Source organism: Methylorubrum sp. B1-46, assembly GCF_021117295.1.
Classification (GTDB): domain Bacteria; phylum Pseudomonadota; class Alphaproteobacteria; order Rhizobiales; family Beijerinckiaceae; genus Methylobacterium.
On sequence record NZ_CP088247.1, the window covers coordinates 3917867 to 3936356 of the forward strand.

Consider the following 18490-nt stretch of genomic DNA (forward strand, 5'->3'; position numbering starts at 1 on the left):
CTCCTACAATTATTTTCGATTCAATACTTTAATTGAATTATTAGCGTTATATATGCTTTAACAAAATATGAACCTTAGCTAACTTTATCTCATAAATTCAGCTAAAATAAGCGATCATCTCAAGGTGTTGAAATGTTTCCAGTACCGATGAAAATGCTTCCTTTTGGCACTTTCGCCTTCGAGCAGTTGCCGATGGTCAAGCCCACCGGCTTTCGCGAGTACGACGCCCGCTGGCTGTTCCCGCAGGAGATCAACCTGATGGGCGTCCAGGCGCTCGGCCTCGGCCTCGGCACGCTGATCCATGAGCGCGGCGTGCGCCCCGACATCGTCACCGGCCATGACTTTCGCGCCTACTCCGCCTCGATCAAGCTCGCGCTGATCGCCGGGATGCAGGCGGCGGGGCTGCGGGTGAAGGATATCGGGCTCGCGCTCTCGCCGATGGCCTATTTCGGCCAGTTCGCCCTCGATTGCCCCTGCGTGGCCATGGTCACCGCCTCGCACAACGACAACGGCTGGACCGGCGTGAAGATGGGGGCCGAGCGCCCGATGACCTTCGGCCCCGACGAGATGGGCCGCCTCAAGGAGATCGTCACCACGGGCGCGTTCCAGTACCGCGACGGCGGCGCCTACGAATTCGTCTCCGACTTCGCTCAGGTCTATCTCGACGACCTCGTGGCGCGCGCCAAACCCGTCTCGCGAAAGCTGAAGGTCGTGGCGGCCTGCGGCAACGGCACGGCCGGCGCCTTCGCCCCCGCGCTTCTGGAGCGACTCGGCGTCGAGGTGATCCCGCTCGATGTCGAGCCGGATCACAGCTTCCCGCGCTACAACCCCAACCCCGAGGACATGGCGATGCTGCACGCCATCGCCGACAAGGTGCGCGAGACCGGTGCCGATGTCGGCCTCGGCTTCGACGGCGACGGCGACCGCTGCGGCGTGGTCGATGACGAGGGCGAGGAGATCTTCGCCGACAAGATCGGGGTGATGCTGGCCCGCGACCTGTCGAAGCTGCACGCGAACGCGACCTTCGTGGTCGACGTGAAATCGACCGGCCTCTACGCCGCCGATCCCGAGCTTCAGGGCCGCGGCGTGCGCACCGACTACTGGAAGACGGGGCACTCCTACATCAAGCGCCGGGTCAACGAGCTCTCGGCGCTGGCCGGCTTCGAGAAGTCGGGCCACTTCTTCTTCAACGCGCCGGTGGGGCGGGGCTACGACGACGGCCTGCTGACGGGCATCGCGGTGATCGAGATGCTCGACCGCAATCCGGGGCAGACCATGGCCGACCTCTACCGGGCGCTGCCGAAGACCTGGGGCTCGCCGACCATGTCGCCGCACTGCGCCGACGAGGTGAAGTACGGTGTGGTCGAGGCGGTGACCGAGCGGTTCCGGGCGCTCCAGGCGGCAGGCGAGCCGGTGGGCGGCCATGCGATCACCGATCTGGTGACGGTCAACGGCGTGCGGGTGACGACGGACGACGGCACCTGGGGGCTGGTGCGGGCCTCCTCGAACAAGCCGGAACTGGTGGTGGTGGTGGAGAGCCCGGTCTCCGAGGCGCGGCTGCGGGAGATGTTCGCCGCGGTAGACGGCGTGCTGCGCCAGCATCCGGAGGTCGGGGCCTACAACCAGACCATCTGATAATCTGATAATTGAATATCAAGATAAGCTTGACCATGGAACAAATGCGCAGTGAGGAAGACGGCAAGCCCCAAGGTGTGAATTGGGCCGCCGTCCGCAGCGCCGCCGCTGCCGGCGAGCCAGAGCCCGCATCAAAGCCTCGAACAGATCCTTCATGACCCAGCGCCGGAACCAGCCGTAGATCGTGCACCAGAGCGGAAAGCCTGGAGGCAACCCCACCAGTCTCCGCCCATCCGCGGGTGCCACGCATCCCTGCCACCAACAGGCACGCCGGCGTCGCATCCGCACGGCCTGGCGGATGGGCTCGCTCCGGCAAGCGGACCACCTCGTCCAGGCCCACCTGCAACACCATGTCCTTCAGGCGCGCCTCATGACGCGTCCGATGTCGGTCCGTCCGCATCTGCTCTCCGCTCCGCCACGCCACGCGGAATTTGTGCTGGCAAATGAGACAGAGGGGGCGGCCGGCGGAGGATCTCAAACAGGCTCTGAGAGGCCCGATGCAAAGATCCCTCGCAACCCTTCTCCTGTGCGGGCTGGCAGGCTCGGCTGCGCATGCGCTTGATCTGCAGTACTCCAAAGAGCCGGGCCGTGTGCCGCCGCGGCTCACCGAGGGCGAGATTGCAACCAACACCGCTGATGGCCGGCTGATCTATCGGCGACCGAATAACACGATCGGCATCGGCACGATGATGGAGGCCCTGCCCGCCGGTCGCAAGATGGTGGAGCAAGGCGACGGGTCCGACCTATGCGTGCTTGCCGAGGGCACCGTACTGTGCCGGACCGCCCCGCGCACTGCGGAGGAGGCTGCTGTGCTCGATCGGGGGGCGGATCCGGTAGGGCGCAGCGATAGCGCTCCCGCCTTTGCCGCGGCAAGTGCGGCGGCGGCGAATACGGGTCATAGCATTGCCGTGGCGCCGGGCAAGTACCGCCTCGATCGAGACTTCGAGCCCCCCGCGGGCGTCCCCTTTTTCTCGCGCGGAGCTACCTTCACGGCGGGACGCCTCGCAAACATCGGCGACCTAACGAACTATCCCAACTACACGTTCCTCAAGACTTCGACGACGCCTGACACCGACACCGTCGTCAACATTGGTATGATTACGCGCGACTCGCCCGCCCCATCCAACTATCAGAAATCGGCTTTATTCGTGCGAGCGACGACCTACGACAGCGGCAATTGCGTGGGAACGCCGCTGAAAGGGTGCAAGGACATCGTCGGCATTACGGCCACTGGCAATGTGGGGGCCGGCGTCAAGGGCGGGCGGGCCTACGGGATGAACATCACGTCCGCGCTGGAGCACAGAGCAACCGGCTCTGCCGTAGCCGTGGAGTTCGATGTCTACAACAAGACCGGGATCGACCACACGGCAGACTTTTACGCGGGTGTCGGGGGTACTGGCAGAAGCACCATCTACGCGACGAACGCCGTCTGTGGCGGCAACGCGCCGTGTGATGCGGCCTTCTACGTGTCGAGCCTAAACCCGGCGCAAGCCAAATTCGCGGCCGGCATCCGCATGCTGCGCGGGGCGGTTCGTGACTACGTGCTGGAGGTCAACGATGACACGGTCGGCAACTTGAACGCCCGGCCGCTCTGGATCAAGTCGAATGGGGACGCGCAATTCGCTAGCCTGACGACGACCGGCACGGCCGTCTTCGCCAATGGGTTCTTCTCCACCCATGGAACCATCGTCGGCGCCAATGGCCTCAAGTTCGACGGGGCGGCCAGCGCGGGCGATGCGGCCTCGATCACGGCTACGACCGGCCCCATCCGTGTCTCGGCTGCAGGTGCGTCCGCCACGAACCTCGGCTCGGCCACTTCACCCGTCGTGATCGGAGGCGGGGCCAGCGTTGCTGGAGTCAACGGCGGCGGCGCGCTGACGCTTAGCGGCGCAAGCAGCCCTTCGGGAACGAGTGCGGTTTCTTCGACTTCGGGACCGATCGCCGTTTCCGCAAAAGGCTCGGCTCCAACCTACCTCGGTTCACTGAGCTCGCCCGCCGTGATCCCGGCTACGGCGCCCGCATCGGCCTCGGCGACCTGCATCGCCGGCGCGATCACCTTCGACACCGGCTTCGTCTACGTCTGTGTCGCCGCCAACAGTTGGAAGCGGGCCGCTCTCTCGAGCTGGTGATCCATCTTCGGTAGCCCGCTTTCGCCGTGCCACCCGGCCCGAGCCTGACACCTTCCCTCGACATCGTAGAACACCACCATGACCGTCGCTGAGATCCAGCGCGCTCTCTTGGCGCGCGGGTACGACCTCGGACCCTCGGGAGCGGACGGCGTCGCGGGGAAGCGGACCGAGGCGGCTGTGCGGGCGTTCCAGCGCGACGCTGGGCTGACCGTGGATGGCGACCCTGGCCCAAAGACGCAGGCAGCGCTTCAGGCGGGTAGCGCAAGCCCGGCGAGCCCCGCGCCTGCCCCCGTCCCGGCCGATCCCGCCTACGCGCTGGTCCCGGCCTGGCTGCCGAGCGCCAAGATGGAGCGCATCATCGTCCATTGGACGGCGGGCCCGCACAAGGCGACTGGCCTCGATCGCTCGCACTACCACATCATCATCCAGGGCGACGGCACGCTGGTCCGCGGCGATCGCTCCATCGCCGACAACGAGGCCCCTCCGGGGCACCTACGCGGCGCACACGCTCGGCTGCTGTGATTCCTTGGTTTTCGGACCACGGAGGAGCAACATGGCTGCAGCCCTGTCGCAGGATCTTCGCGAGCGGGTGATCGCCGCCGTCGAGGCGGGCGCCTCGTGTCGACAGGCGGCAGAGCGGTTCGGAGTGGGCAAGGCCAGCGCGATCCGCTGGCACGCTCGCTTCAGGGCGGACGGCGAGATTGCTGCCAAGCCAATGGGCGCAGACCGGCATTCGCATAAAACCGAGGCGCATGCGGCCCTGATCCTGCAGACCCTTGAGGTCCAGTCTCATGCCTACCTGCGCGAGGTGCGGGCAACCTTGCAGGAGCACGGCGCCGCGGTGAGCCTGAGTGGGCTGTCGCGCTTCTTCACCAGGAGCGCGATGTGGTCGCTGGTCTAGCGCGGGTCCGGCTTTCCCGGGTGGCTGATTGTCTCTGACATCAACGCATGATGGCTCTGTCTCATCGTGCTCGGGCAGATCTTCGTGTTGATCGCGCCGAGGGATCAAGAGCAGGATCCACCGCCGGTCCGATGGCCCAGGCTTTTCGCGCTGCTCGGGATCGCCCTGGCCCTCGGATATTTCCTGCTGGTGATCCAGCCCGATTTCCAGCTGATCGCCAGTTGGCTGCAGACGTGCTTGCCGGCCAACTAGCCCAGGCTCTCCGCTCTATGACATCAGCCCCGCACGGTCCGCTGGCGGGGGGCTCATCGTTTCAGGACAACTCGGACCTAAACATCCGGCGTTGACATGGTTGCTTCCTCATTCCTATCTTTTTAGATCTTAAAGCTAGCCCTGAATGATACTTATTTGATTTTTCAACCGCACTACTCAAAGAGATTGGAGTAACGACTCATCATCTCGTTGCCGTAGTGCATGACCATGTCGTGCGACAGAAAGTTTGAGACGAATTCTGATCCCTGCCGAGCAACGTCGGCATAGTGGCCGGGCGCCGCACATTCATTCGCAATGATCGTTTCCACCTCACCGTCCTGCATTACAGACAGGTAGTGCGCGCCCGAAAGCAACCCGTCCGTGTAATATAAGACGTGATCCGATGCGTATTGAATAAGTGCGCAGCGGCTCTGTAGGCCAACCACGATACGCGTGAGCGATGGGCCGCTTCCGTCCATGCTGAGCATGAACTTATGCTTCATCTGATCCTGCCATGAAACAATGTTCCCATCTCCGAAGCCAAGCCCTTCAAGGAAGCTCCGTGCATCGGGCGAGTCGCAGTCGGCGATCTTTGGAATATAGAAATGAACGTTCGGGCTCCGGCGGAAGTAGAGGCCGGCCCTGATTCTTGGCACTTCATTCGCTATGATGGCACGAGGCGAAATCCTATAGCCGCTCGTTGCGCCAGCGAAGATCGCCGAGTTGCTTTTTGCCGCATAGGGTGTCTTGTCAGCGAACTCCGGGGCGGTGAGGAAATCCACCCGGATCAGATCGATATCAGGCAGGAGGGGGCACCTTTGCCCGCGCCGCTTTTGGAACGAGAAGACCGGCGCGTCCTCACTCTCAAAAGCACCGTCGCCCACATGAACGGCGATCGTCGCATCGATCTGAGACGGAAATCTCGCGGCTACGGACCAAAAAAAGGAGTGATATCTCTGTGCTCTTGCCAGAGCTTGTTCGTAATGTACATGCCGACCTTCTTGAGGCTTTTCGGCTAAATTTGCCCTTCCTTCCCGCACATTAATAATAAATACATCTCCGTTGGTCCTATTAAGATGATTAAAATATTCAAATGCCGCGGACTTGCTGTAGGTGCGGTCGCTAAAGCCACTTAACTGTAAGTCGACCCAAGATCTTATGACCGCAAGCCTATCTTGATGAGCAAGCGTTTTCATGTTGCCCCGACGAAGGTTTATTGCACCTTTACTAACCTGATATTGCTTGCTTTGCAAGTTCCGCTCAACAGTTGAGTTGTCGAACGCACCATCTGCGACGTCCCCCATCGACTCGGCAGATGGTGTCTCGACATCTGCTTGAGCAACAGTTGCAGCATACGCTAGGAACTGTTTAGTGTCGGAACTGAGAATGTATGGCAGGGCTTTGTCGACCTGTGCCTCAGTCCACGTCCACCAATTGGTATCCAGCATTTGCGCGATCGTTGCTTCGTCGAAGCGGAAGCGCTTAACGGCAGCGGGATTGCCGACCGCCACTGCGTAGGGGGGAACATCCCTACTCACGACGGAGCCTGCACCTATGATCGCGCCGTGGCCGATCGTGACGCCGGACAGCACTACACTGTTGGCGCCGAGCCAGACTTCATGACCGATTACCACACTGCCCCGGCTTTCGTGGTCGGGCTCAGAACACTGATCGGCATTTTCCCAAAGGCACCCGCCCGTAATGTCTGAGATGGCCCTGAACGGATAGGTTGTGATGAGATCGGTTCGATGGTTGCCGAGTACGATGGTAACGTTCGGACCAATTGAGCAGAACGCTCCGATCGATAGCGTCGCCAGTCCGGGCTCGAGCACCCGCGGAAGGCCGTAGGTATGAGGTCCGATGACCCAGCCCCAGCGCCGGATCTCCTCGGCGAGATGAAGCGTTGTTAGCTCTCGGAAGGTGGGCGCTGGCGGAATCATTCTCGTCTCAGGCTCGATAGGGGCTAAGTGTCTCTCACAAAACTCCCGCTGCGCTGTTACCGCCAGAACGAGAACGGTCAGAGACCGGGAGTTTTGTGAGGCACTCTAAGTTTCCGCCCAATCACTTCAGGGGCGGCCGTGCCCGCAAGTTCGCGGTCTGTACGGCGTTGCGGGTCAGGCCGGGGGCTGCCCTCGCAATTGGCGACGACGGCGTTGGCCGAGGCGTGACCGGCCACGACCGCCAGGAGGTCGCGAGGCATTAGCCGCGTTGGCGATCGGGTGTGCGGCGGCGGCCTTGGGATCCGCGAGATAGGCCTCGGCCGCGGCGTTCACCTGGTCGTCGGTGATGGTTTTGGTATTGTAGAACTCTCTAATAGTGCGAGACTGAGGCATGTCGGAAGCGCCGCCTGCTGTAGCATCGAGGACAGCATGATCGGGCCGGAATAGCACTCTTCCTGGGAGGAATGCTGCCGACACGGCCGTCTTAACTGGTCCTCTCATTCAACCCGGTCCCGCGCCAGCCGGCCGGGCCACGGCCCGTTTCTTCTGGCAGGCAACTTCAATGCCGCGAGCAATAGTGTCGACGGTTGAAGCAAATCTGTTCGGGCTACAATCTTTACCGACCACTTCTAAGGCATTTTGACGTATAGTTTCCCACATTTTTTCAGACCCATAGAGAGCTAGACATTTGGCCGCAAAATCTTCGGCACTGTCTGCTGACAACAGCTCGTTCTCATTCCGCCACGCAAGCTGTTTTGCGAGCAAATTTGTAACTACGCAGGGAATTCCATGCACGGCAGCCTCATGTACTTTATGCGGTATCCCTGCAGCAAAACGAGTTGGAGCCACAAAAACTTTACACTTATCATAGAACGGCGTAACATCATTTACACGACCATGAGAAATAATATTGGAGGTCAACAGAGACTCAATGCGACGGCTTTTGATATCTCCCACTAAGTGCAGTACACAGTCAGGATTAACCTTGACTATACGAGGCAGAATCTCCTCTATAAACCAAATAATCGAATCCGTATTCGGCGTATTGCCATCAGCCAAAGACCCGACAAATAGAAAATCTTTCCTTCCGGCGAAGGTGTTCGCAGTCGGCGCGATTTGAAGAGAATGCCCAAGCAGCAGCACATTCTTGCCGTGGCTCCGGAAGATTTGCGATTCGGATTCTGAAACACTCAGTATCAAATCGGCGTCGTCTGATATTTCCACCTCCGCCTTCACCAGGGAATCAACAGTATTCGTGTCAATATGCACGCCCTCAATTGACGACTGCATAACATCCCGATAGGTAAACAAAGCTTCCGCGTCGTATACAATGAAAGTTGCATCTTTATTGATAATATTTCGTTCTAAAGCATGGCGGACTCGAATCATGTTATGAGGCCTGCTAACGAGTATTGCGTCATAATAATCCTTGCGATCTCGAAGATGACTGAGAATAGCATCACCATCAAATCCGAAAAGTACCTCATTTTTAACGTCGATCGCGTTCCGCACCAACGTCCAATCTTGGGGAGAGTCGTTCGTTGGAATGAATGTTATGTCGAAATCCGCTTTTGAAAGTTGCTCGATAATCTTTTGACTTCTAGGAAAGCCCGAGCCAAGAAATTCGTGCGGAACTTTGTCGTCAATAATCAGAACTTTTAGACGGTCAGAGCTTGCAAATCTGGCTTTGAGGATATTTGATTGGACTGGCGTTAGTTTCGATGCAATCCCTGGGTTCCGTCGCAGAAATACTACTTTATTTTTTTCCTGCTGCGCTATGGAATTCGACTTTTTGTCAGCGCTCCCAAACTCGGCGTGAATGATCTCGACAAAAGGATCATATACAACACGAAGGCCCACATCTCTTATTTTGGTGCAGTAATCCGTTTCTTCATAATATGCAGGTTTGTAAATCTCGTCTAATTTTCCCAGCTTTTCAAATAAATCTGACCGCGTGAGTAGAAACGCGCCAGAAACGTAGTCGACATCTCGCTGGAAGTTCGCTTCAGACATGTCGGGGGAGCCATCGCGGCAATATCCCAAGCACGATCCATCATTCCAAATTATACTTCCTGCTTCTTGTAATCTGCCGGACGGAAGGATTAGTTTTGCGCCAACTGCGCCAATGCTCGAGTCTGATTCAACGAGCGAAACTGCTCGCTCGAGAGAGCCGTGCAACACATAGGTATCGTTATTTAGCAACAATAGAAGTGGACAACGGACAAAAGTGAAAGCGTTGTTGACACCCTCAATGAAGCCGGAATTTGTCTGATCTACCACCCAATGGACATTGCTTACTCGTTGTTTGAGTTCCGTGGTTTCGTCTGAAGACCCATTATCATAGATGATGATTTCATATGGACACACTTCGTAATCGACATTGGCGAAAATGCTTTGGAGACATTCAAGCGTTAAATTATACTTGTTATATAAAACAAGTATGATGGAGACGACAGGAGCCTTGTGGTTAGGAAAACAAATGCTGCTGCTTGATCTAAGAAACGCCTTGCCTTTGACCAATGAAAGGAGAGTTGGAGCAGGCTCAACAAGCTCAGGCGGCGCGCTAGCTGCTAAACTCGGCGTGCACTCTCTTCCTTCCTTCTGGCCAAAGCGGAGAAAGTGACTCAATGGGTTCATTTTGTTCTGCGCGACGTCCGGGTAAGTATTCCTGTACCACTTAGTATCGAAGAATCGAGACGGATTCCGTCCTTCATTGGCACCGGCCTTGAGGTAATGGGACAACGGATTTTCGCCTGCAGAAACAATATCATTATAATGACTGGTATAAAACTTTGTATCAAAAACACTATTGGGGTTGAAGCTGTATGCTCCGTGCGTTATATAGTGCACCAGCGGATGAGTATTCTCAACATCAATACCCGCGCTTTTGCAATACGCCTCTACTTCAAAGGCTTCACACGGATCTAATCGCCATAAACTTTTTTCGTCGTGGTACCTCAAAACAAGGTTCTCGTCGTCGGAGACTAGTTCATTGGCTTGCCTCCGTAGAAAGTCCACGTCGAGTAATATATTAGGGTCTCTGCCCTCGAATATACCTGAACGTAGATAGTGCTCAAGTCCATCCCTGCCATTGCGAGCCACGTCTGGATTGTTTTCAACGTACCAGACGTGATCAAACAAAGGATGTGTCGATCTTCTTTCCTTCCAGCCATGATTGATGTAGTGAGCAAACCAATCTGTTAATGATGTTGCAACGTCATTGTACTTTAGCTTATAGTACGCAGCATCAAAAAATGCATTCGGACTGTGGTTGTTTAAGATGCCAACGTCAGCGAAATATTCTATCACACTTTTGCTATAGCTTAGGCACTCTGGATATCTGTCAATGTAATATGAGGAGTCGAAGAGAGCATGGGGGTCGTATACTCCGGTTTTTGACAGCGCCAGATAATGAGATACAGGATCAACGTCTGGCTTATCTTGTAGGTACATTGCCTTGTACCATTCGTGATCAAAGTATTTTATAGCATTTCTACTAGAGTGGCGATTAGAAATCCGTGAGTAGAAACTGATAACCGAATTGCGGAAACTACTGTTTGATCTGGCGCTTTTCTTCATGATGGCATTTCCAGCTGATGGCGATTGATGAGGCATTGCATCTTTAGTTCAATCGACTCGACTAAATTCGATTTTGAAACCTGCCGCCTTCAGCAAGACGGCGCTCTTCTGCAAAATATTTGTTTCAAGTGATGCCTGTTTACGCAGGGTCGATGCTATAATCCGGTGCTAAAAATTTTGCAACGCATGCGATCTTGTCGGCCGCAGCGTTGGGATGCTGCGGTAGTGGCTTTTGAAGGTGTGCAAGCCTCCTCTGATTGGAGTTGGTGGCGCAAGCTGCTCCCGTTTCGTTTGCTCATTCGGCTACGTCGCACCCGCGGCTCACGCTGAACCGTGCTGGGTTTCCCGGGGCTCCAACTCTTGCGAGGATCAGGCCATGACGAAGCGAAGCGCACCCTTTCCGCCTGGGATCCGCGTGCGCGCGGTCCGGATGGATGTCCATGTCACTCACGATGGGGAGGGCAGGCCAACCCATCATCTGAGGGTCCCCCGGATCTTGGTCCGGCCGAAAGGTGAGCCTCCGGGTCTCATTCGGCGGGCTGCAGGGCCGCCGCCAGGGCAAATTCCTGGGGCGTTCGCCACCCCAGGGCGGTGTGAGGACGGCTCTCGTTGTAGTGCCGCCGCCACGCCTCGATCTTGCTCCTCGCGTCGGCCAACGACAAGAACCAGTTCGCGTTCAGGCACTCGTCGCGCAGGCGGCCGTTGAACGACTCGACCAGTGCGTTGTCGGTCGGCTTGCCAGGGCGCGAGAAGTCCAACGTGACACCGTTCTCGTAGGCCCAGCGGTCGAGGGCTTTCGAGACGAACTCAGGCCCGTTATCGACCTGAATCGCGTACGGTGCTCCGCGCAGCAGCGCCAAGCGGCCGACGACAGCCACGACCTGTTCGCCTTTGATGCCCTGGTCGACCTCGATCGCCAGAGCCTCGCGCGTGAACGCATCGACGACCGTCAGGGCCCGCAGCCGGCGGCCGTCGAACAGCGCGTCGGAGACGAAGTCCATCGACCAGCGTTCGTTCGGCTGGAGCGCAGCAGGCTGACGCTCACGGTGTGCCGCGCTGACGTGCCGGCGCGGTCGCTTGAGCCGCAGGCTCAGCCCCTCATCCCGGTAGAGACGGTGGACCCTCTTGTGATTCACCCGCCAACCCTCCCGGCGCAGCAGGATGTAGATTCGGAAGTAGCCGTAGCGCACCCGGCTCTTGGCCAGATCACAGATGCGCATCCGCAGCGGTGCCTGATCGGGCTTGGTCGAGCGGTAGCGGATGCTCGACCGGCCGACGCCGAGCGCGGCGCAGCCGCGCCGCTCGCTCACCCCGTGCGCCTCCTGAACCTGGTGCACGAGCTCGCGTCGCCGAGCAGGCGTCAGAGCTTTTTTGCGAGCACGTCCTGCAGGATGTGCTTGTCGAGGCTCAGATCGGCAACGAGCTGCTTAAGCTTGCGGTTCTCGTCCTCAAGCTGCTTCAGCCGCCGCAGCTCGCCTGTGCCCAAGCCGCCGTAGAGCTTCTTCCAGCGGTAAAACGTCTGTTCCGAGATGCCCATCCGGCGCAGCACCTCCGCGACCGGTGTCCCCGTCTCGGCCTGCTTCAGCGCGAAGGCGATCTGCTCCTCGGTGAACCTGCTCTTCTTCACGGCTCTGCTCCTCCCATCAGGGGCTCACACAACCGGAAAACTCGCACTCACGCCGGACCAAAGCGATGGGGGGACGTCAGGGGGACGTCAATCGGCCCAGGTCAATCCAACGCTGTCCACGCAAAGTGAGCAAGAACCGGTTTGGTGGACATCGACAACGCTTTCGCGTGAGGTGTTTGTCCGAAGCCCAAGACCCGTCCTGCATATCCGGCCGAGTTCCGTCGGCAGATGGTCAATCTGGTCCGTGCCGGCATCGATCCGACCAACCTCGCTCGCGAGTTTGAGCCCTCTCGCCCGATACCGAGTTGGACATCACGCCACGGATGCACAGTCTCGTGGCCGACGTGCGAGAGCGCTAGCAGTGTCTCGATCAGCGCATCGCTACCTTTGATGCAGGGTTCGCCGAGCAGGCCCGGACCGACAAGAAAGCTCGCCGGCTTACTACCATCCCGGGGATCATTCGAGGGTCGAGAAGAAGCTCTCGGCCATGGCGTTGTCGTAGGCGTCGCCGACCGAGCCCATCGACGGGCGCACGCCTGCCTCCTGGCATCGGTTGCCGAAGGCCAGCGACGTGCATCGCGAGGCCTGGACGCCCTTCTGTGTGTCAAGCCGCGATGCGGGTCTGACGGATTGCCTTCTGCCTGCGAGTGATGAGCGTGAACAACTCGCGGCCGATGTGGCGCTTCAGGCAGCAGATCGCTTCCAGCTTGAAGTGGCCCTCTGCAATGCGGCGGGCCGTGCACGCCTCGGTCCTTGCGTCGGTTTGCGGGCGCCCGATGGCGATGATGTGCAGCGCAGAGTTGGCTGCTCGATCGCCACCCCGATTGAGGCGATGGCGCACCGTCTCGCCGAGGAGGCCGGCACAGGGCTCACCCCACACAACGCCGCGAAGCCCTCCTCCGAGCGCAGGCGCTCGGGATTGTCGGCGGCCGTCAGGAGAAGCTGAGCGGCGCCATTGCGGCCGATGAAGTTGCGGGCCACGAGTTCCGGCGCATGCTCGTCAACGATGGTGCCGATCATCACCTCGAAATCGGCGATCTCGTCGTGCAGTTCCAGGTAGCGCCGCGCCAGGGACTTCAGGCCGATCCGGTAGGGAGCCTCGACGTCGCGGTAGGCGCTGAGATCGGGCCGCCACGCCGCCAGGGATCGGACGAGTTGCTTCCGGGTCATCCGGCGCAGCGTCTCGCGCAGGCCGTCGGGCGCGCACACGATGGTGTTGTAGATCATCTGCAGGGCGACGCGCCGGGCCGCGGCCGCCGTCTTCCGGGACGCGTTCAGAACACGCGACGCCTCGCCCATGCCGTCGCGGATGCGTGGCGTGACGGTACGGGTGCCGGCGAAGGCCGCGTGCGCCGCGCTCTGAGCATCGAAGTCGTCGTTCTTGCCTCGCCGCCGACGATCCTAGGCGTCGGGGGTCGTCACCTCCAGAACCTCGATCCCAGCCTGCTGCAGGAAGCGGAGCAGGCCGGCGCCATAGCTGCCGGTCGACTCGACACCGGCGTGACGTGCCGAACGAACGCATCCGGCCAGCATCTGCCGATAGCCCATGCGGGTCGCGGCAAAGCTGGCGCACGCCAGAACCCAATCCCGGTCATCGACGACCGCGGCAACGTGCAGATCCTTGTGAGTGTCAACACCCCAACGACTTGTCGCTCCTGAGCTTCCGGCGCACTCATCCCATTCTCCTGGCGATCGAGCCTGACGGCTTCACCACGACAGGATGCGCGGATAGGACAGTCACGAGACCAGGCGGTCAGGCCCTTCTCGGGTCACAGGCATCGGCGAGGTCAAACCTCACCGCAGGGCGTTCCCGGACGGCCGACAGGTCCGGGGAACGACACGATCGGTCGACCAGAGTGCGGGTCAGGCCGCACCGGGACACTTTGCGGCACCAGCTTAATCGATAGTCCAGCGCTGTGCGGATCAGACCGCCCGGAAACTGGCGCCGATCTTCTGACTATCAGAGAGGTGGATCATGTCGCACGGTCTGCATTGCGTGATGGCCAACTCCAGAGCGTCGAGCACCAGTTCCGAGCGCAGGTGATTGGTCATCGCCCAGCCGACGATCAGCCGGCGGAAGGCGTCGAGGACCACCGGGCGAGATAATAGAGGAAGCCGGCCGCGGTCGGTAATAGAGCCGTTCATGCCGGTCGACCAGCCCGGCCCCGAGTGCAACGATGACCGGCAGATCATCTCCGGCATCATTCACGCCCTGAAGACCGGCTGCCGCTGGTGCGACTGCCTGCCCGACCAGACCATCCAGAACTGGCTCGCGGAGGCTGACCGCGTCGAGGGGGGCGCCGCGCGGCCAAGCCGCCGACGGCAATCCCCGCCTGACGGCCACCGAGCGCGCCGAACTCGTCCGGTTGTGGTGCGAGAACCGGTAGTTGAAGCTGGAGCGCGACATCCTCTCTCGCGCGACAGCTTGGTTCGCGCGGAAGACCAGGGTCCTGCCGTCGGGGCCTTCCGGTTCATGAGAGCCAACCAGGCCGATTTCCCGATCGCCGTGATGACCCGCGTCCTCGGCGTGTCGAAGGCCGGTTCGACGCCTGGGCCAGCCGGAAGCCCTCGGCAGGGGCGATGGTGGACACCGTGCCGCTGAAGCGGATCCGCACCGTCCATCTCGGCTCACGCCAGACCTATGGCACGCCGCGCTCCACGCCGATCTGCGCGAGCGGCATTCGCGCAAGCGCATCGCTCGGCTGATGCGCGCGGCTGGCTTCGTCGAGGCCAGCCATCAATGCGGCGGCCTCGTCACGACGCGCCGGGATCAGGAGGCACGGCCCGCACCCAACCTCGTCGACCGCAACTTCGTGACCAATGCACCCGACCGGCTGTGGGTGGCGGAAATCACCTACGTACCGCCCATCGCTCGTCGGCGAAACAGAACAGGTTCGCCATGGCGCGCTTCCTTGCCTCCAAACGCATTATCGAAGTAGTATTGTAAAACCAACTAAACAGCTTGGTTCGGTTTTGACCCCAGCGTTGAGACGTGCGACGAAGGGGCAGATAGGTTGGGACGACGAGGAAAGGGGCGGCGCCTACATGCCTGCAATCGATCTACGCGAATTGATGCTGGATGTACCGATCGAAGCTGCCCTCGGACGAGGATACGGGTTTGTCCGAACGGGCGACGAGGAACTGCCACGCACTCCCCTTCCAACTCTGACCTACCCCTCGATGCGCCTTCAACAGTGGGTGGAGACCTGCAATCAGCGTCTACTTCCCGTTCCGGCGCCAGGATGTCTCTTCTTCCAACGCTTGATGGTATACGGCCCAGGCCACGTTTTACTTGGCGATGATATCTTAGTCGAGCCATCGGAGATGTCCGGTGTGGCCGTACGGTGGCATTCAAATCAGCGCAACAGCATACCTACGCGGCAGCGAAGAGTTGTCAGCGTCCCTGTCATTGTTGTGATAACGCCCGGCCACCTCATTTATGGGCACTGGCTCGCGGATATTCTGCCCCGGATCGCAGTTGCCCAAAGTGCTCTCGGTCCGGCTTTCTCGGATTGGGCCCTGCTCTTGCCGTCAAATACGCCTGCCTTTGCCTTGGAGATGTGCAGCGTGTTTCTTGGCGCTGCGCCGCGCGTCGAATTCTATGACTACGATACCGAGATTATTACCGCTGAACAGATCTGCGTGCCGACCTCACCAGTTTCAATGGAGCACAACTTTCACTCGTTGACGCAGTGTTTTTTCAAGCCGTATCAGGCACCAACTCTTGGGAACCGGAAACTCTGCCTTTCGCGTGCCCGAATTGAGGGCAGGACGAATGGTGCTGTAAAATCATTCCCACAACGTGATTTCTTTGAAAGCTGCGCACGACTCCACGGATTTGAAATCGTTTATCCAGAAGAGCATAGCATCATCGGGCAGATCGAGCTTTTTCAGAGCGCCCGTGCGATTGTCGGGGAATATGGTTCTGGATTACACAATTCCATTTTTGCTGCCTCGGGTGCAATTGTAGGCGCAACCGGATACTTCAACACTTACCAACAGCGCCTTTGTGAAATGGCTGGACAGCGCAATACTTTTGTTATTCCGTACGAAGAGGAAGACCAGGCCGGAGTAAAGGCATACGCCTGCGCGGAGCCTGAGATCTCCGAAATGTTCAAAGCTATTGATGCAGCTTTGGGAGGATAACGGCCAGGCGCTGTCGGCGCTCGGCACACGAGATAGATGAGCGAACAATCTGTCTGGCAAATGACGATGCGCCAACTCGCAAGCTTCCCTCCTATTAGTCTGAGTTGGAAGCTTCCCAAATCTTTGATCGGAGTGTAGGCTTCGTCGTCTCTGAAGGGGAGCGCCGATGTCTCGCGGACCGAAGACGGCCGCCGTCGTGTTGACGAATGAAGAGCGTTCAGAGTTGCAGCGCTTGGTCCGGCGGTGCGGCGCGGGTCAGGCCGCCGTGATGCGGACGCGCATCGTGCTAACGGCAGATGCTGAACCTAAGGCGACGAGCCAGGCAGTAGCCGTACGACTCAGGATCAGCCGGCAGAGCGTAATCACGTGGCCGCAGCGCTTCCTGGCGCATCGCCTGGAAGGGCTGGTGGACGCGCCTCGCAGTGGGGAGGACCACGGCAGCGGCGACGAGGTCGTTGAGGCGCTGATCGTGCGCACGCTGGAGACGCAGCCCGCCGGGCAGCGCATTGGTCGACGCGCGCTATGGCTCGGCAGGTCGGCATGAGCCAGACCATGGTCTCGCGCATCTGGCGTGCCTTCGGGCTCCACCCCCACCGCGCCGAGACCTTCAAGCTGTCACGCGATCCCAACTTCGTCGACAAGGTGCGCGACGTGGTGACCTGACTGGCTGATGTTCAGTCCCTTTGTGTGGTGGTACGCCTGAGGCCGCATGGAGGGACGCGCTATGGGACAGGTTCTCCACGGCAGCGCCACGACGATTGAGGCGATCCGTCGGGCAATCCAAGCTCGTCAAGAGAGCGTGAGAGCGGCGGCCAAGCGCTACGGCGTCAGCCCGACCACCGTTCAGAAGTGGCGTGGTCGAGAGACGTCAGTGGACGCCCGCATGGGACCGAAGGAAGCGCGGTCCACCGTCCTGAGCCCGGAGGAGGAGGCCATCGTCGTGGCCTTCCGGCGGCATACCCTTCGGTCGTGTCCGTCAATGAGGTGGAAATTCGGGGTGGAGTTGGAGCGGCCATCGGTCAGGCGGCCTGAGGTGGAATTGCTGTGAGGGTGTCGTCGAGCAGGCTCGGGGTGAAGCCAGCCATGCCCTCGATCTGCATGTAGCGGTGCTGGAGCTGCCATTCGTCGTTGGCCTCCAACAGCACGGCTCCGATCAGACGCTGGATCGAGTCGGTGTTGGGGAAGATGCCCACCACGTCGGCGCGTCGCTTGATCTCCTTGTTGAGACGCTCCAGCGGGTTTGTGGAGTGCAACTTCGTTCGGTGCTGCAGCGGGAACGTCAGGTAGGCGAGCACGTCCTCGCTCGTGGCATCGATGAAGCCTTTGAGCTTCGGCCAACGGTTGTGAAGCTGCTCAGCCAGATGGTGGAGCGCGGCTCGGGCTGCCTCCTGGTCGGGCTGCTGGAAGGCGTGGCGCAAGCCGGCGGCGACCATGGTCTGCTGAGCGCGCGGCACATAAGCGAGCGCGTTGCGGGTCCAATGAACCCGGCACCTTTGCCAGGTCGCCTTCAGGACGCGGCATATGGCGGCTTTAAGCCCCTCGTGCGCGTCCGAGATGACAAGTTGCACACCTGACAGCCCGCGCTTGACCAGGTCGCGCAGGAAATCGGTCCAGAACACCTCGGCCTCGGACGGGCCGATGTGCAGCCCGATGATCTCGCGTCGACCTTCGGTGTCCACCGCCACGGCGACTATGGCGGCTACGGAGACGATGCGCCCGCCCTCACGCACCTTGAGGTAGGTGGCGTCGAGCCAGAGATAGGGCCATGCGCCGGACAGCGGGCGCTTGAGGAAGGCGTTCACCCGCTCATCGATGTCCTTGCACAGCTTCGACACGGAGGACTTCGAGATGCCCGACAGCCCCATGGCCTGCACCAGGTCGTCCACGCGCCGAGTCGACACGCCTGCGATCCACGCCTCCTGGATCACCGCCACCAGCGCCTTCTCGACGGTCTTCCTTGGCTCCAGGAAGCCGGGGAAGTAGCTGCCGGTGCGCAGCTTGGGGATCTTGAGGTTGAGCGAGCCCAGCCGCGTGTCGAGGCTGCGTTCGCGATACCCGTTGCGGTAGGTGCTGCGCTCGCCAGACCGCTCGTAACGACCCGCGCCGATCAGACCGTCCACATCGGCCTCCATCAGGATCTGCAGGACCGTCTCGGCCAGGCTGCGCAGGAAGTTGCCGTCGTCAGCCTTCTGAAAAGCCTCGATCAGTGCCACTCTGTCGTCGGTCATCGGGTGCTCCCGGTTCGGGTTGAAGTCCGCAAACTCCACCTTAGCCGCATGGC

11 protein-coding genes and 6 pseudogenes are annotated in these 18490 nt (G+C 59.9%); 11 read left to right on the forward strand and 6 right to left on the reverse strand.

Annotation, left to right across the window (positions count from 1 at the left end; genetic code table 11):
• Positions 1-132 precede the first annotated feature (132 nt).
• The 5 genes and pseudogenes from LPC10_RS18220 to LPC10_RS18240 all read left to right on the forward strand — a co-directional run bounded on the left by LPC10_RS18220 (position 133) and on the right by LPC10_RS18240 (position 4917).
• Entirely contained in the window at positions 133-1635 is a 1503-nt protein-coding gene (locus LPC10_RS18220) for a phosphomannomutase/phosphoglucomutase (protein WP_231343831.1), read from the forward strand.
• A 497-nt stretch (positions 1636-2132) separates the two neighbouring features.
• Positions 2133-3764 carry a hypothetical protein gene (locus LPC10_RS18225; protein WP_231343832.1) on the forward strand — a complete coding sequence of 544 codons (1632 nt, stop codon included), beginning with the start codon at positions 2133-2135 and terminating at the stop codon, positions 3762-3764.
• Between the two features lie 78 nt (positions 3765-3842).
• The gene (locus LPC10_RS18230; RefSeq protein WP_231343833.1) at positions 3843-4286 is read left to right on the forward strand and encodes a peptidoglycan-binding protein; all 444 of its coding nucleotides are present in this window, start codon (positions 3843-3845) and stop codon (positions 4284-4286) included.
• Positions 4287-4317: 31 nt separating this feature from the next.
• A pseudogene (locus LPC10_RS18235) lies at positions 4318-4641 on the forward strand (helix-turn-helix domain-containing protein); the annotation flags it as partial.
• A 90-nt stretch (positions 4642-4731) separates the two neighbouring features.
• The gene (locus LPC10_RS18240) at positions 4732-4917 is read left to right on the forward strand and encodes a hypothetical protein (protein ID WP_231343834.1); all 186 of its coding nucleotides are present in this window, start codon (positions 4732-4734) and stop codon (positions 4915-4917) included.
• A gap of 173 nt (positions 4918-5090) precedes the next feature.
• On the opposite strand, the gene LPC10_RS18245 is transcribed toward LPC10_RS18240, so the two are convergent.
• The 3 genes from LPC10_RS18245 to LPC10_RS18255 all read right to left on the reverse strand — a co-directional run bounded on the left by LPC10_RS18245 (position 5091) and on the right by LPC10_RS18255 (position 12063).
• The gene (locus LPC10_RS18245; RefSeq protein ID WP_231343835.1) at positions 5091-6857 is read right to left on the reverse strand and encodes a glycosyl transferase family 90; all 1767 of its coding nucleotides are present in this window, start codon (positions 6855-6857) and stop codon (positions 5091-5093) included.
• A 501-nt stretch (positions 6858-7358) separates the two neighbouring features.
• Entirely contained in the window at positions 7359-10436 is a 3078-nt protein-coding gene (locus LPC10_RS18250) for a glycosyltransferase (protein WP_231343836.1), read from the reverse strand.
• Positions 10437-10963: 527 nt separating this feature from the next.
• Positions 10964-12063, reverse strand: a protein-coding gene (locus LPC10_RS18255) for an IS3 family transposase (RefSeq protein WP_231343837.1) whose coding sequence is annotated in 2 segments (ribosomal slippage) — positions 10964-11811 and positions 11811-12063 — 1101 coding nt in all. Because the reading frame shifts where the segments join, the coding sequence is not laid out codon by codon here.
• Between the two features lie 314 nt (positions 12064-12377).
• Between LPC10_RS18255 and LPC10_RS18260 the strand changes: the two are divergent.
• Positions 12378-12521 (forward strand): annotated as a pseudogene (locus LPC10_RS18260) (IS110 family transposase); the annotation flags it as partial.
• A 146-nt stretch (positions 12522-12667) separates the two neighbouring features.
• On the opposite strand, the pseudogene LPC10_RS18270 reads toward LPC10_RS18260, so the two are convergent.
• Both LPC10_RS18270 and LPC10_RS18275 read right to left on the reverse strand, forming a co-directional pair.
• Positions 12668-13739, reverse strand: a pseudogene (locus LPC10_RS18270) (transposase).
• 247 nt (positions 13740-13986) lie between these two features.
• A complete protein-coding gene (locus LPC10_RS18275; RefSeq protein ID WP_231343838.1) occupies positions 13987-14208 on the reverse strand; it encodes a hypothetical protein in 222 nt (73 codons plus the stop codon).
• Here LPC10_RS18275 and LPC10_RS18280 point away from each other — a divergent pair.
• The 5 genes and pseudogenes from LPC10_RS18280 to LPC10_RS18295 all read left to right on the forward strand — a co-directional run.
• Positions 14207-14305: pseudogene (locus LPC10_RS18280) on the forward strand (transposase); the annotation flags it as partial. The gene LPC10_RS18275 and the pseudogene LPC10_RS18280 overlap by 2 nt on opposite strands.
• Positions 14306-14643: 338 nt before the next feature.
• Positions 14644-14769 carry a hypothetical protein gene (locus tag LPC10_RS25555; protein WP_255700724.1) on the forward strand — a complete coding sequence of 42 codons (126 nt, stop codon included), beginning with the start codon at positions 14644-14646 and terminating at the stop codon, positions 14767-14769.
• A 339-nt stretch (positions 14770-15108) separates the two neighbouring features.
• Complete coding sequence (locus LPC10_RS18285) at positions 15109-16209, forward strand: DUF563 domain-containing protein (protein ID WP_231343839.1); 1101 nt, start codon at positions 15109-15111, stop codon at positions 16207-16209.
• Positions 16210-16375: 166 nt separating this feature from the next.
• A pseudogene (locus tag LPC10_RS18290) lies at positions 16376-16866 on the forward strand (helix-turn-helix domain-containing protein); the annotation flags it as partial.
• A 67-nt stretch (positions 16867-16933) separates the two neighbouring features.
• Positions 16934-17173: pseudogene (locus LPC10_RS18295) on the forward strand (helix-turn-helix domain-containing protein); the annotation flags it as partial.
• 55 nt (positions 17174-17228) lie between these two features.
• On the opposite strand, the gene LPC10_RS18300 reads toward LPC10_RS18295, so the two are convergent.
• Complete coding sequence (locus tag LPC10_RS18300) at positions 17229-18437, reverse strand: IS256-like element ISMex14 family transposase (protein WP_003596089.1); 1209 nt, start codon at positions 18435-18437, stop codon at positions 17229-17231.
• Positions 18438-18490 lie beyond the last annotated feature (53 nt).